The organism is Micromonospora sp. U21, from assembly GCF_018070045.1.
Classification (GTDB): Bacteria; Actinomycetota; Actinomycetes; order Mycobacteriales; family Micromonosporaceae; genus Micromonospora.
In genome coordinates, this window is sequence record NZ_JAGPYK010000001.1 from 94,451 (window position 1) to 108,294 (window position 13,844).

The following is a 13,844-nucleotide window of genomic DNA, read 5'->3' on the forward strand; positions in this document are numbered from 1 at the left end:
GGCCCTTCCTCACTGCTCGGTCATCGGGACGCGGACGTCGGTGCGGTCGGCGACCTCGCGGGCGATGTCGTAGCCGGCGTCGACGTGCCGGATCACGCCCATCGCCGGGTCGTTGGTGAGCACCCGTTCGATCTTCTGCCCGGCCAGCGCGGTGCCGTCGGCCACGCAGACCTGCCCGGCGTGGATCGACCGGCCGATGCCCACCCCGCCACCGTGGTGGATGGACACCCAGGAGGCGCCGCTGGCCGTGTTGACCAGCGCGTTGAGCAGCGGCCAGTCGGCGATCGCGTCAGAACCGTCGGCCATCGCCTCGGTCTCCCGGTACGGGCTGGCCACGCTGCCGGCGTCCAGGTGGTCCCGGCCGATGACGAGCGGGGCGGAGAGTTCTCCGGAGGCGACCATCTCGTTGAACCGCACGCCCGCCTTGTCCCGTTCGCCGTAACCGAGCCAGCAGATCCGGGCCGGTAGGCCCTGGAACGCGACCCGCTCGCCGGCCAGCCGGATCCACCGGGCCAGCGACTCGTTCTCCGGGAACAACTCCAGGATGGCCCGGTCGGTGGCGGCGATGTCCTTCGGGTCGCCGGAGAGTGCCGCCCACCGGAACGGGCCCTTGCCCTCGGAGAACAGCGGCCGGATGTACGCCGGCACGAAGCCGGGAAAGTCGAAGGCGCGCTGGTAGCCGGCGAGCTGCGCCTCGCCCCGGATCGAGTTGCCATAGTCGAAGACCTCCGCGCCCGCGTCGAGGAAGCCGACCATCGCCGCCACGTGCCGGGCCATCGATGCGCGGGCCCGGTCGGTGAACTCGGCCGGCTTCGCCGCCGCGTAGTCCCGGGCGTCGGCCAGCTCCACCCCCACCGGCAGGTACGACAGCGGGTCGTGCGCGCTGGTCTGATCGGTCACGATGTCGATCTCCACGCCCCTCACCAGCAGCTCGGGGAAGACCACCGCCGCGTTGCCGACCACGCCGACGGAGAGCGCCCGCCGGTCCCGCTTCGCGGCGAGCACCCGCTGCACCGCGTCGTCCAGCGAGTCGGCCACCTCGTCCAGGTAGCGGTCGTGCACCCGGCGGTCGAGGCGGGTCCGGTCCACGTCCACGATCAGGCAGACACCGCCGTTCATGGTGACGGCGAGCGGCTGCGCACCGCCCATTCCGCCGCAGCCGGCGGTCAGCGTCAGCGTGCCCGCGAGGGTGTCCCCGAACCGCTTCGCGGCGACCGCGGCGAACGTCTCGTAGGTGCCCTGGAGGATGCCCTGTGTGCCAATGTAGATCCACGAGCCGGCCGTCATCTGGCCGTACATCGTCAGACCGAGCTGCTCCAGCCGGCGGAACTCCGGCCAGGTCGCCCAGTCGCCGACCAGGTTGGAGTTGGCCAGCAGCACCCGGGGCGCCCACTCGTGCGTACGCAGCACGCCGACCGGTCGGCCGGACTGCACCAGCATCGTCTCGTCCTCGCGCAGGTCGGTCAGCGTGCGGACCAGCGCGTGGTACGACGGCCAGTCCCGCGCCGCCTTGCCGGTGCCGCCGTAGACGACCAGGTCGTCGGGGCGTTCGGCCACCTCGGGGTCGAGGTTGTTCATGAGCATCCGCAGGGCGGCCTCCTGCGGCCAACCGCGGGCGGTGAGCTCGCTGCCCCGTGCGGCACGTATGGGCTGGGTCATCTCTGATCTCCTCCGGGTCATCCGAGGAACAACTGTCGGCGGGCCGCGGAGGCTTCGAACGCCTCCAGCCGGCGCTGGGTGTCGGCCGGCGCGGCGTCGCAGATTGCCTGCAACAGCACCATGGCCAGGGTCATCGGGGCGGTGTGCAGGTCGAAGACGAGCTGGGCGCCGACCGCGGCGGGCAGCACCACGTCGGCGTGCTCGGTGGCCGGGCTGACCGGCGAGTCGGTGATCGCCACCACGGTCAACCCGGCGGACCGCGCGTCGCGCAGCGCGTCCAGGGTCTCCCGGGGGTAGCGGGGCAGCACGAAGGCCAGGACCGCCGAGGCGCCAGCCTCGGCGGCCTGCTCCAGGCGGTCGGCGAGCAGGCTGCCACCGTCGTCGAGCACCCGCACGTCCGGGTGCACCTTGGCGGCGAAGTAGGCGAAGTACGCGGCCAGCGGCGCGGCGGCGCGCAGGCCGAGCACCGGCAGCGGGCGGCTGGCGGCGAGCAGCCGACCGGTCTCGGCAATCCGGTCCCGGTCGGCGAGCTGACCGGCGAGCCGGTCCAGGTTGCCCATCTCGGCGCGGACCGCCTGCTGGAGTTCGTTGCCGGCGTCCGCCGGTCCGCCGGGCGCCGCGGTGGTGAGGTCGCGCAACCGACGGCGCAGCGCCGGGTAACCGTCGTGGCCGAGCGCGACGGCGAACCGGGTGACCGACGGCTGGCTGACCCCGGCCAGTTCGGCCACCTCGGCCGCGGACAGGTACGCCACGGCGGGGGCGTGCTGCACCAGGCAGTGCGCGATCCGACGCTGGGTCGGGGTGAGCCGCACGCCGTGGAACAGGTCGAGCACCCGCTCGGTGGGCGCGGCGACAACTCCTTCATTCACGCTGTGACTCTATGCATGAAAACTTTCATAGGGCAAGCGCCCTGATCGGTGCCTCAGGACGGGAAAGCCGCTGCGCCGGCCTGCCGAACCGCCCAGAAAGGAGCGCCAGCGGCTGTCGATCGTACGACCGTCGGGCGGCTGTGGTCGCAGCTTCTCTGTACTATCCGCACGGCGGTTGAGTAGAGGAGTGCGCATGCAGTCGGTCGGCCCCTACAGGTTCACCCACATGCTGGGCACCTGCCCCGCCGGAAAGGCGTGGGCCGCCGTCGACGGGCAGGGCCGATTCGTCACGATCGCTGTGCTGGACGCCGCCGCCGTGAACACTCCGGGCTGGCGGGAAGCCTTCGCGGGCACCGCCACCGGCTTGTCCCAGGCGCCGGACGGCCTCGCCTTCGAGTACGCCGATTTCTCCGCCGCGGAACCGTGGGTGGCCTATCCGGCGGAGGCTGGTCCGGGCGCGGAGCGGCTGTTCCGTGCGCTCGGCCAGGAATACCAACCCGTACCCACGAATCCCGGGCCCGTCCCGCCGCGGCCCGTCTCGTCGGTCCCGTCGTCGGCGCCGCCGGTCTCTGCCGTCCCGCACCCGGTCTCCGGCGTGCCGGACGCGGTCTCCGGCCCGCCCGCGCCGACCTCGGGGGTGCCGGTTTCCGCGGTGCCTCAACCGACGTCCGGTGTCCCGCACGCGCCGTGGGCGTTGTACGGCGATCCTGTCGTGCTACCTCCGGTCGCCGCGGACCCCGGTCTCGACCAGGATGCCGAGCCGGCCGACGGGGCCGCCCGCGAGCCAGACCCCGTTCCCGTGCCGCAGCCGGCCCCCGTGACGGCGCCGACGTTGGCGCCCGATCCGTTCGCCGCCCCGGTACGCCGAATTCAGCCCTCGCCGCCGTCGAAGCGCCGTACCGGTTCGTGGGTCCTCGTGGTCGCGCTCGTCCTGGTGCTCGTCGGCGCCGGTGGGGGCGTCGCGGCCTGGACGATGTCGGGAGGCGACGACCCCTCGCGGGCCCCGTCGCCCACCATCGGGGACGGCGCCGGGTTCCCGACGGCGTCGCCATCGAACCCGGTGTTCAGGCCGTGGACGCAGTTCGCGCCGTACAGTCCGCAGGAGCGCGCACTGGCGGTGGCCTCGCCCTCGCTGGTATTCCTGGAGGCGGTCTTCACCGGCTACCTACGGGACAGCGCCACCAACAAGCCCCTACGGTCGAGGCCGATCAGCTTCAACCGCCGGTGCAGCGGATTCCTGGTCACCTCGACGGGGCACGTGCTCACCAGCGCCTCCTGCGTCAAGCCGACCGAGGAGAGCGCCCGCCAGGTCGCCCTGGACGCCGTCGCCCGGATGCTCGTGCGGGAGAAGAAACTGACGGCCGCGCAGGTGCAGGGCTACGTCACGACCAACCTGGGGAAGACCCGGTTCACCGGCGTCGATTCGGGTACGGAACCGGGTGTCCAGCTGTTCGGGCAGCTGAACACGGCGCGTAGCAACGCCCCCGAGGGGCCGGCCATCCCGGGTCAGGTGGTGGCGGCCTCGGCTGCCGACGGGAGCAACGTAGCGCTGGTGAAACTGTCCCGGGACAAGCTTCCCGCGGCGGAACTCGGTCCGGGCGAACTGGCGACCGGCTCGTCGCTGTTGGTGGTGGGGTTCAGCACCGACGACGTCGACACCCGCACCGCCACCTACGTGCCGCGCGCGAAGGCGGTGGCCATCACGGACGCCGGTCGACGGGGGCCGGCGACCATCTACCGGATCAATGGTGACGTGGGCCGGGTCTCGCACGGGGGGGTCGTGCTCGATCCGGGTGGCCGGGTGGTCGGCATGGTCGACCAGGACCAGGCCCGACCGGACCGGGCGAACCGGGTGGTCGTGCCGTCCGCCGCGCTGTCGACCCTGCTCGCCGACGCTGGGGTCCGCAACGAGCTCAGTGACACCGACCGGCTGTACCGCAGCGGGCTCGACGCGTACTTCGCGGGGGATCCGTCGACAGCGGTCACCCGACTCGACGCGGTGGCAGGCGCGGTGCCGGCCAACCTCCTCGCCCAGGTGTACCGCCAGAACGCCGCCGAACGCCAGCGACTGGAGGGCACGCCGCAGAAGCGGTCGGCGGAGGTCACCCCGTTGCTCGCGGGGTCACTCGGTGCGTTGCTGGTCGGCCTCGTCGTCCTGACGTTCGTGCTCGTTCGTCGTCGGCGCGGTTGACCGGCGGCTCGGCGGGCGGCTGGACGGCATGTTGCCCGGACAACTCCACGTCTTGCCGCGTTAATGGTCATTTCGCTGTTACTGCACTGATAAAACAACCATGTCGCCGAAAAGATCCAACGTTCGGCCAAAGTAGATTCGACCGGAAGGCGGCCCGGCGGCCCGCTGGCTTGGCGGAGTGTCCAATCCATTCCCGATCGGCGGCCTGAGCAGCGGAATCTCTACAGGAGTATCGCTTTGTGACCATCAACGTGGTGGTCTGACAGATGGTGGTGTGCCGGTTCGGCGATCGCTATACTCCGACTTGTTGCGCGATGGATCTTCATTGTTGTCGATCAGGGGAAGGGTCCTACGAACGCGTCGCCGACAAATGTCGCTGCAGATGGTGACTTTCATGGGGGTGGCGAAGGTATGGACGTGTGGGAGCAAGCTGCTGCGTCGACTGGTGCGGCTGTTGAGCCAGGTCGCCCTGGTGGCCGAGGTGGGCTGCGAAACGGCTTCCGTCCGTGACGAGCCACCCTCCCTTCCCGATTTCTTCCTTGCGCGATCCTGCCGGCAGCCCCGCTCCGTCCGGCTACGGCCCACGACTGTCGAACATCGACGCGCCGACCGAGCCGATGATGCCGGCCGTCATGTCGCCGAACCTCTCGGCGACGCCGAACATCGACGCGCCCACCCTCCCGTCGATGCGTGCGGTGGAACCGGTGACCCCCGCGTTCTCCGTGTGCATCGCCGTTCGTGACCGGCCGCAGCTGCTGGTGAAATCCATCCAGAGCGTGCTCGCCGGCAGCTTCGGCGACTTCGAGATCGTCGTCGTGGACGACGGTTCCGCCGTACCCGTCCGCGAGGGTCTGGCCGAGGCGCGCCTGCTGGACGACCGGCGGATCCGCGTCGTCCGGCAGCAGCCCACCGGAATCAGCGCGGCACGCAACGCGGCGCTCCGCGTCGCGCGCGGCAGGTTCGTCACCGTCCTCGATTCGGACGACGAGCTGAGCCCGGACGGTCTGGCCCGGATCCACGGCTTTCTCGCCCGTACCGGCGCGCGCTGGGTCTACACGGACTACGAGGAGCGTGTCGGAGGGTCAGCGAAGGTCATCAGGCTTCCCTCCTACCCGACCCCGCGCCGGATGCTCTGGTCTGTGCTGACCCGACCGCGGCTGCCCTTCAAGCACTCGGGCATGTCCATCGATCGGCAACTGCTTGTGCAGCTCGGCGGGTATGACGAGCGGATGCCGATCAAGGTGGATGTCGAGCTGGTGCTGCGCGCGCTCAGCAACGGCGTGCACCTGCAGCGCCTCGACCACCCGGTGGTCGTGTTCCACCGGCACGGCGGCAGCATCAGCCGGCGTCGCCTCGCCGGCCTCGCCGCCTGGCACAGAATGATCAGGAGATACAGCAGACCGCGCGTTCCGGGTCTCGCCCTGACCGTCGTTGGGGTGCGTGCGGTCAGCGAGCTCGGCAAGTGGTTGGTCACGGCCATCGGAAAGTGAGACGGCCACCTCGAGTGGTGACCGTCGACGGATGACAGATCGGCTGCCAATCATTCAGGCACCGCTCTTCCAGCACGTCCGCAGGGCGCGCCAGTGCCTCGGGCCGAAGCCGGTCCATGAGGCGCTGATGCAGGAACTGCGAGCCAACCGTCAACAGTCGACGGTTTGATCAGGCACTGCAGGTGCGACCGAACCGCCACTAGGCAGGACGCCTTCTGACGCATAGGGTGCACGACGCGATCTCCCGACGGGGGCGATGTGGGAAAGGAAGGTCGTGTCCGCGCACACTCAGTTCCTCACGGCTGTCACGTCACAGCAGACACCGAGGTTCGACCCTGACCTGGGGGTGATCACACCCCCGTCCAACGGCATGGCCCGGTCGGTGTTCGCGCGTCCGGTCGCACCACGGGCCAACTGGCGCCGGCGCTACGTGGCCTGGCTGGTCCTGCTCGATGCCCTCGCCGCCCTGGCCGCCAGCCGGACGGTCGTCGCCCTGCTGGATGAGGCCGACGCCGGCTTCTGGGACCAGCGGGTGCTCGGGAACGTCAGCTCCTTCACCCTCGTGGCGAACATCGGCGTCCCCCTGGGTTGGCTGCTCCTGCTCGTCGCCGCTGGGGCGTACGACCAGCGTGCGCTCGGGCTGGGCACCGAGGAGCTCAAGCGGGTGGCCCGGGCCAACCTCGCGATGGCCGCCACGGTCTCGTTCCTGGCGCTGGGCTTCAAGAAGGACCTGTCCCGGGCGACGGTCGCCGCCATCATCATCTGCCTGCTGCTCTACACCCTGGTGGCTCGCTTCGCCGCTCGGGTGGTGCTGCGCCGGATCCGGCGCACCGGGCGGGCGTCGCAGAAGGTGCTGCTGGTCGGCCGGCTCTCCGACGCGCTGGCGCTGCACGAGGTGGTGACCCGCAACTACGGAGCCGGGCTGCACCCGATCGCCATCCACCTGCCACACCACCCCCGGCCGGGTGAGCGGGTGAACGCCCCGGTGCCGGTCTACGTGGGCTGGGACCTGGTGCCGCTGGTCCAGCAGCTCGGCGCGGACACCATCGCGGTCTGCGGCCCCGCCAGCCTGGAGTCGTACGAGCTGCGCAAGCTCGCCTGGCAGTTGGAGGGCACCGGCCTGAACCTGGTGGTGGTCCCCCAGGTCACCGACGTCACCGGTCCGCGTATCCACGTCCGGCCGATCGAGGGCCTTCCCCTGCTCAACGTGGACGAGCCCACCATCTCCGGCCTGTCGCTGCTGGCCAAGACCGTGCTCGACCGGGTCACCGCACTGGTCGGGCTGGTGCTGCTGAGCCCGGTGCTGCTCGGGATCGCGATCGCCATCAAGGCCAGCGGCCCGGGGCCGGTGATGTTCCGGCAGACCCGGATCGGCCATGAGGGTCGGGCGTTCAAGGTCTGGAAGTTCCGGACCATGTACATCGACGCCGAGGAGCGGCTGGCCGCGCTGCAGCATCGGAACGAGAGTGACGGCCTGCTCTTCAAGATGAAGGACGACCCGCGGGTCACCCGGATCGGCCGGCACCTGCGGGCACTCTCCCTGGACGAGCTGCCCCAGCTGATCAACGTGCTGCGCGGTCAGATGTCGCTGGTCGGCCCGCGCCCACTGCCCACCGAGGACGACGACTACCGCGGTGACGTCCGTCGGCGGCTGCTGGTGCGACCGGGCATCACCGGCCTCTGGCAGATCTCCGGCCGCTCCGACCTGACTTGGGACGACGCTGTCCGGCTGGACCTGCACTACGTGGACAACTGGTCGCTGGTGTACGACCTCGCCATCCTGTGGAAGACGGCCAGCGTCGTGCTGGCCCGGCGGGGTGCGTACTGATCCCGGAACCCTGGAACGCCGACGGGCGGTGGCCTTCTGGCCACCGCCCGTCCCTTGTTCGTGGTGCCGCCTCCCGCGGCCGATCCCCGGCCCCTGGTCGCCCGCCAGGGCGACCAGGGACAGCGCCCTGGCGGGCGAGGGGCCTACTGCTTCTTCGCGCCGGCGATGATGTCCGGGACCGCATCCCGGCGCACCGCGTCGTAGAACGACTTGACCCGGTTCGCGTCGGCCAGGACGACACTCTCCGAACCGATCCGGCCGGTGCCCTTGGTGGGGCTGGTGACGAAGGTCAGGTTGCTGCCCCGGACGCCGCGCATCTGGTTGGCCGTCTCCAGCAGGGACAGCTCCTTGTCCACCGAGACCGAGTTCGAGGTGGCCTTGAGGAACGAGTTCAGCTTGCCGGGGTTGGTGAGGAGGCCACCGGAGGAGGCCTTGTCGATGATCGCCTTGATCACCTGCTGCTGGTGCCGGATCCGGGCGAAGTCACCGTCGGCGAACTGCTTGCGCTGGCGTGCGTAGTCGAGCGCCGCCTCGCCGTCCATCTGCTGCATTCCCTTGCTGAACTTGCGGAACGGCTCGTGGATCGAGGTGAACTGCTTCTCCGAGTTGACCTCGATGCCGCCCAACGCGTCGATGATTTCCTTGAACCCGGCGAAGTCGATCAGCGCGACGTGGTCGACCCGTACATTGGTGAACGACTCCACCGTCTGCACCATGAGCGGCACGCCACCCCAGGAGTACGCGGCATTGATCTTGGCGTCCCGGCCGCCGTTGTTGCCGTCCGCGGATCGGGGCACCGATACCCAGGTGTCCCGGGGGATCGAGATCAGTTGGGCGCTGGACCGGTCCTTCGGCAGGTGCGCGAGGATGATCGTGTCGGTCCGCGAGCCGGAGGTCTTCTCCGGGTCACGCGAGTCGCTGCCCAGGATCATGATGTTCATCGCGCCCTCGACCGACGCCTGCGGGCGACCCTCCTCGGGCACGCCCTGGAACGCGTCCACGCGCTCGATGTCCCCCTCGACGGAACGCAGGTAGAGGCCACCGGCGATCACCGCTCCGCCCCCAACCAGCGTCACCACCAGCAGGCTGATCAGCAGGATCCGCCGCCATCGGCGTCGTTGGGGTGGCTGCGGGCCGACCGACTCGCCGTCGTCCACCCGCTGTGGCTGGCCGGCGGTCCCGGTCGAGTAGTACTCGCCGGGTTGCGCGGTCTCATTGTGACGTGGCATGGCGCGATGCTACTGACTCGGCTTCGGGCCCGAGTACCCTCGTCCGGCCGGCACCGTCCGCCGTCGGGCTTTTGTCGACCAAACTCAATGGCAACTTCCTCTGCCGTAACGCGCGTCGGCCTGATAAGAAGCTCCGGTGGACGCAACGAAGCTCCGACGGGCCATCGCCCGCACCCCGCTCGCGCCCGTGGCCGCCTTCCCGAAGCGGCTGGCCCGCGTCGCCCGGCATGACGCCAAGGTGCTGCGCACCTCGGCCCGCTGGCTGGTCACCTCCCGGGAGCACCACAACTACACCTACGACCTGACCAAACTCAGCCGCCACCACCTGGCCTGGTTCGTCAGCGTGGTCTGCGACAGCCCCGTCAAGCAGGTCCGCGGCTGGTTCGACGAGGTCGAGTCCGACCAGTCGCTGCGGCAGCACATCGAGCGAACCACCGCGGGCTCCGCCCGGCGGGGGCTGGCCGACCGGCAGGTCCGCTACGCCCGCCGGATCGGCTGGTACGCGATGGTCCGCGCCACCCGCCCCGCGCACGTGGTGGAGACCGGTGTCGACAAGGGACTGGGCAGCTGCGTCCTGGCCGCGGCACTGCTGCGCAACGCGCAGGAGGGCCACCCGGGTCGGGTCACCTCGCTGGACATCAATCCCGAGGCCGGCTACCTGGCCCGCACCGCCCCCTGGTCGGAGGTGGTCGACCTGGTGATCGGCGACTCGATCGCCTCGATCGGCGCTCTGGACCGCCCGGTCAACCTGTTCCTGCACGACAGCGACCACAGCCGGGAACACGAGAAGCGCGAATTCGACGCGGTCGAGCCCAAGCTCGCCCCCGGCGCGATCCTGCTCACCGACAACGTCACCAGCACCAACGTGCTCGCCGAACACGCCGAGCGCACCGGCCGGCGGTTCCTCGCCTACCGGGAGAGCCCCGCCAACCACTGGTACCCCGGCGACGGCATCGGCGTGGCATGGTAAGCGGGTGCGGCTGACCTCGATCCACACGTACCCCGTCAAGGGTTGCCACCGGCTCGACCACGACGACGCGCTCGTGCAGCCGTGGGGCCTGGCGGGCGACCGGCGCTGGATGGTGGTGGACGCCGACGGGGTCGGCGTCACCCAGCGGGAGACCACCCGGCTGGTCGGCCTGCGCGCCACGGTTCACCCGGGCGGCCTCTCACTGCGCGCCGACGGGCAGCCCGACCTCGACGTGCCCGAGCCGGCCGGCGGGGACCCGGTCGCCGTGCGCACCTTCCGCAGTCGGAGGATTCCAGTCCCCGCGCTATCCGCCGGGCCGGCGGCCGACGTCTGGCTCGGCGCGCTGCTCGGCCGGCCGGTCCGCCTGGTCTGGCTGAGCCGGCCGACCCGACACCTCGCCGCCGGGGATCGCGAGCACGACACCGGCGACCAGGTCAGCTTCGCGGACGCCTACCCGTTGCTGCTGGCGAACGCCGCCTCCCTCGACGCGCTCAACGGCTGGCTCGCCGAGGCCGGAGAGGAGCCGGTGCCGATGACCCGGTTCCGGCCCAACCTGGTGGTCGACGGGGCACCCGCGTGGGCGGAGGACGGTTGGGTCGGCCGGTCGCTGCGCATCGGCGACCTGCGGTTCCGTGCCGCCGGGCCGTGCGACCGCTGCGTGGTGACCACGACCGACCAGGAGACCGGGGCACGCACGAAGGAGCCGCTGCGCACGCTCGGCCGATACCGCAACATCCAACAGAAACTCCTGTTCGGGCTGCATCTGGTGCCCGTCGACAGTGGACCCCTGGCCGCGGGCGCCCCGGTCGTCCTCGAGGCGTGACCGGTCGCGGGCCCGCCCGGAGCCGACCGCGCCGGCTGCCGGGCCGGATCGAGGTGACCGCAGGTCTGTTGCGGGAGCGCACCGGTCACCGTCCGTCGACACTGTCTTAGCTTTGGCTTAGCCGGCTTGTCCGGCCGACGACGGTTCGGGCAGCATCGCGGCGTGACGGACGGAAGCGCTCCCGGTGGCGTCGACATCGACCTCGACCTGGACCGGGCCCCGGACGACCGGACCACTCCCTCGTCCGGTCCAACCCCCTGGCTGGTCGCCACCGGCGTCACCGTCCTCGCGGCGGTGCTCGGGCTGACCCTCGCGCTGCGCTCCGGCTCCGCCCCCGCCTGCGCCGCCACCCCCGCGCTCGCCGCGCCGCCCACCGGCACCGCCACGCACAGCGGCAAGGCGACCTTCTACGACTCGAACGGCGCCGGCGGCAACTGCTCGAACCTGGCCGCCCCGGCCAACCGGCTCTACGTCGCGCTCGGTCCCACGGAGTACGCCGCCGGCGCCGCCTGCGGCGGCTTCCTCGACGTGACCGGCCCGAACGGCAGCGTCCGCGTCCTGATCATGGACCAGTGCCCGGAGTGCGCGCCCGGGCATCTCGACCTGTCCCGCGAGGCGTTCGCCCGGATCGCCGACCCGGTCCAGGGCCTCGTCCCGATCACCTACCGCGCGGTGGTCAACCCGCCACTACCCGGACCGCTCACCTTCCGGATCAAGGAGGGCGCATCGCAGTTCTGGTTCGCCGTCCGGGTCGGCAACCACGGCAACCCACTGCGCGCCGTCGAGGTCCGGCAGCGTGACAGCGGCCCGTGGCGGTCGACCGCCCGGCAGGACTACAACTACTGGCTGATCGCCTCCGGCGCCGGTGCCGGCCCGTACACAATCCGGGTGACCGACGTGTACGGGAACCGGGTCACCGTCGCCGGCATCCGGATGGCGCCCGGCCAGGTGCAGACCAGCGCGGTCCGCATGTACGGGCGCGGCGCCGTCGCCGCCACCTCGCGTCCGTCCGCGTCGGCCCGGCCTTCCACCAACCGACCAGCGGGTACGCCGACGCCCGCCCGCCGCCCGGCCGAGGTGGCGAAGGCGAGCGCGCCGGCCACGGCGGTGGCCAACCCGCAGGCCACCCGGCCGGCCGGGGCCACGGCCCGCTGGTGCGCGAGCTGACCGCTCAGTCGGTCGGCGTCAGGTCGAGCCACATCAGGACCTCGTCCCGGTCGTCACCGGGCGCCACCCGCAGCGCGCCCGGCAGGCGACCGATCTCCCGGTACCCCAGCCGGCGGTAGAACCCGTCCAACCCCAGCCCGTCCCGCACCGTCACGTGCAGCGCCTCGTAGCCCAGCTCCCGGCCCAGCCGGGCGGCCTCGCGCATCAACGCCGAGCCGTAACCGGTGCCCTGGGTGTCCGGGTGGACCATCACCCGCTTCAGGACGCACCAGTGCGCCTTGAGCGGGAACCGGTTGTCGCAGAAGATCAGCACGGCCACCAGCCGGTCGCTGTCGTACCCGACCAGCAGCCGGTCCGGTCCGTCGGCGATGCCGGCGAACGTCGGGCCGGCGGTGGCGCGGACGTCGGCCGCGGTCACCGGGGGCACGAAGCCGACAGCGCCGCCGGCGTTGCTGACGTCCACCCAGAGGGCGACGATCTCGGCGCGCAGCTGCGGGGTGAGGTCGGGATCGAGGACGAGGCGCAGACTCACGGCGCCCATCCTGACCGTTCGCGCACCCGGTCGGCCCGAGGTGTGATCGATTCGACCGACAGCGCGCACGCCGAGGATTCACGTGCGACTCATTTGTGCGGGAGAGGGGATTCGAACCCCCACGTCCAATAGGACAATAGGACCTAAACCTACCGCGGCTGCCGTTACGCCACTCCCGCCAACTTGCTGATTCTAGAGTGTCGGGCCGCCGGGGTGCACAGGCCGGCCGACCGGAGTATTGCCGACACGGCGTGGCCGCCGAGGGCGCACTCGCCCGCGGTCATGTCTGCCAAGCCCTGCGCAACCCGGTGCGCTCCCCACTCGGGATGGGCAAGAGCGAAGCCGATCACGAGGTCTGTGAAACGCTGCTGCATAGCACGGGTGCGAGCGCGCGAGGGAGGATCTATATAGTCCCGGTGGCCCTCAAGCGCCCGACCAGGGTACTGACATGACGCCGCGAGCACTTGATAAGCCGAGCAGCCTCAACCGCCGTAACCGCGCCTTTCTCCCTGACGAAGCAGCGTGTAAATGTCGTCGTCTGCGAGTGGTGTCGGAGGTCGCTCAGCGTCGGTGGCGGGTTGGCTGCCGCTTGCTCGGCCGTTGACCGCGTCGGCACGCGGTTTCCGGCCCGCATAGGTGTTCGTTTGGCTGTGGCAGTTAGGGCACAGCAATCGCAGGTTGGGCGGACGGTTGTCGAGGAAGTCCCCGTTGATGTGATCAACATGTAGGACTAGTGATTTCCCTTGCCAGACCGTACCCACGCCGCAGGCCTCGCACTCGACCGGTAACCCAAGGAACAGGAGCGCCCGCTTCAGCCTGGTGCCAGGAGTGCGCCGAGCGTTCCGGGGCAGTTTGATGAGCACCTGATGCGCGGGGACGCGCGGCGCCGAACTGCCGCGGTTGTGGGTGCTGCCAGTGAAATGGGAGGTGTCAATCCCGAACTTCTTGAGTTGCCGACTGATGTGCGCATGGGAGCCGCCGCTGACGCGTATGCCGAGCAGCCGCATCACTTCGGTGATGTGGCGAGCGGCGGCGGCCGCCGTGGCCAACGCCTCGGGCGTGTACTTGTATCGGACCACCCACACA

The 13,844-nt window shown here is 70.7% G+C and carries 11 protein-coding genes and 1 tRNA gene; 6 read left to right on the plus strand and 6 right to left on the minus strand.

From position 1 onward, the window contains the following. Positions 1-9 precede the first annotated feature (9 nt). On the minus strand, positions 10-1,659 hold the full coding sequence (hutU, locus tag KBX63_RS00475; protein WP_247661425.1) for a urocanate hydratase: 1,650 nt from the start codon (positions 1,657-1,659) through the stop codon (positions 10-12). Between the two features lie 17 nt (positions 1,660-1,676). Next, the gene (locus KBX63_RS00480; protein WP_210906685.1) at positions 1,677-2,528 is read right to left on the minus strand and encodes a MurR/RpiR family transcriptional regulator; all 852 of its coding nucleotides are present in this window, start codon (positions 2,526-2,528) and stop codon (positions 1,677-1,679) included. 193 nt (positions 2,529-2,721) lie between these two features. Between KBX63_RS00480 and KBX63_RS00485 the strand changes: the two genes are divergently transcribed. The 3 genes from KBX63_RS00485 to KBX63_RS00495 all read left to right on the plus strand — a co-directional run bounded on the left by KBX63_RS00485 (position 2,722) and on the right by KBX63_RS00495 (position 8,037). After that, positions 2,722-4,719 (plus strand): trypsin-like peptidase domain-containing protein, encoded by a 1,998-nt coding sequence (locus tag KBX63_RS00485; protein WP_210906687.1) that lies wholly within the window; start codon positions 2,722-2,724, stop codon positions 4,717-4,719. Positions 4,720-5,258: 539 nt separating this feature from the next. Next, a complete protein-coding gene (locus KBX63_RS00490) occupies positions 5,259-6,209 on the plus strand; it encodes a glycosyltransferase (protein WP_210906689.1) in 951 nt (316 codons plus the stop codon). 370 nt (positions 6,210-6,579) lie between these two features. After that, the gene (locus tag KBX63_RS00495) at positions 6,580-8,037 is read left to right on the plus strand and encodes a sugar transferase (RefSeq protein WP_247661480.1); all 1,458 of its coding nucleotides are present in this window, start codon (positions 6,580-6,582) and stop codon (positions 8,035-8,037) included. 143 nt (positions 8,038-8,180) lie between these two features. Here KBX63_RS00495 and KBX63_RS00500 read toward each other — a convergent pair whose 3' ends face one another. Continuing rightward, a complete protein-coding gene (locus KBX63_RS00500) occupies positions 8,181-9,266 on the minus strand; it encodes an LCP family protein (protein ID WP_210906693.1) in 1,086 nt (361 codons plus the stop codon). Positions 9,267-9,402: 136 nt separating this feature from the next. On the opposite strand from KBX63_RS00500, the gene KBX63_RS36305 reads away from it, so the two are divergent. The 3 genes from KBX63_RS36305 (at position 9,403) to KBX63_RS00515 (ending at position 12,226) form a co-directional block, all read left to right on the plus strand. Next, positions 9,403-10,236 (plus strand): class I SAM-dependent methyltransferase, encoded by an 834-nt coding sequence (locus KBX63_RS36305; RefSeq protein WP_210906695.1) that lies wholly within the window; start codon positions 9,403-9,405, stop codon positions 10,234-10,236. Positions 10,237-10,240: 4 nt separating this feature from the next. Then, positions 10,241-11,059: an MOSC domain-containing protein gene (locus KBX63_RS00510; RefSeq protein ID WP_210906697.1), complete on the plus strand. Its 819-nt coding sequence runs from the start codon at positions 10,241-10,243 to the stop codon at positions 11,057-11,059. A gap of 162 nt (positions 11,060-11,221) precedes the next feature. Then, entirely contained in the window at positions 11,222-12,226 is a 1,005-nt protein-coding gene (locus KBX63_RS00515) for an expansin EXLX1 family cellulose-binding protein (protein ID WP_210906699.1), read from the plus strand. Positions 12,227-12,230: 4 nt separating this feature from the next. On the opposite strand, the gene KBX63_RS00520 is transcribed toward KBX63_RS00515, so the two are convergent. The 3 genes from KBX63_RS00520 to KBX63_RS00530 all read right to left on the minus strand — a co-directional run bounded on the left by KBX63_RS00520 (position 12,231) and on the right by KBX63_RS00530 (position 13,837). Continuing rightward, on the minus strand, positions 12,231-12,767 hold the full coding sequence (locus KBX63_RS00520; protein WP_210906701.1) for a GNAT family N-acetyltransferase: 537 nt from the start codon (positions 12,765-12,767) through the stop codon (positions 12,231-12,233). A gap of 87 nt (positions 12,768-12,854) precedes the next feature. Then, a tRNA-Leu gene (locus KBX63_RS00525) sits at positions 12,855-12,937 on the minus strand. Between the two features lie 303 nt (positions 12,938-13,240). Next, on the minus strand, positions 13,241-13,837 hold the full coding sequence (locus KBX63_RS00530) for an HNH endonuclease (protein ID WP_210906703.1): 597 nt from the start codon (positions 13,835-13,837) through the stop codon (positions 13,241-13,243). Positions 13,838-13,844: the final 7 nt, after the last annotated feature.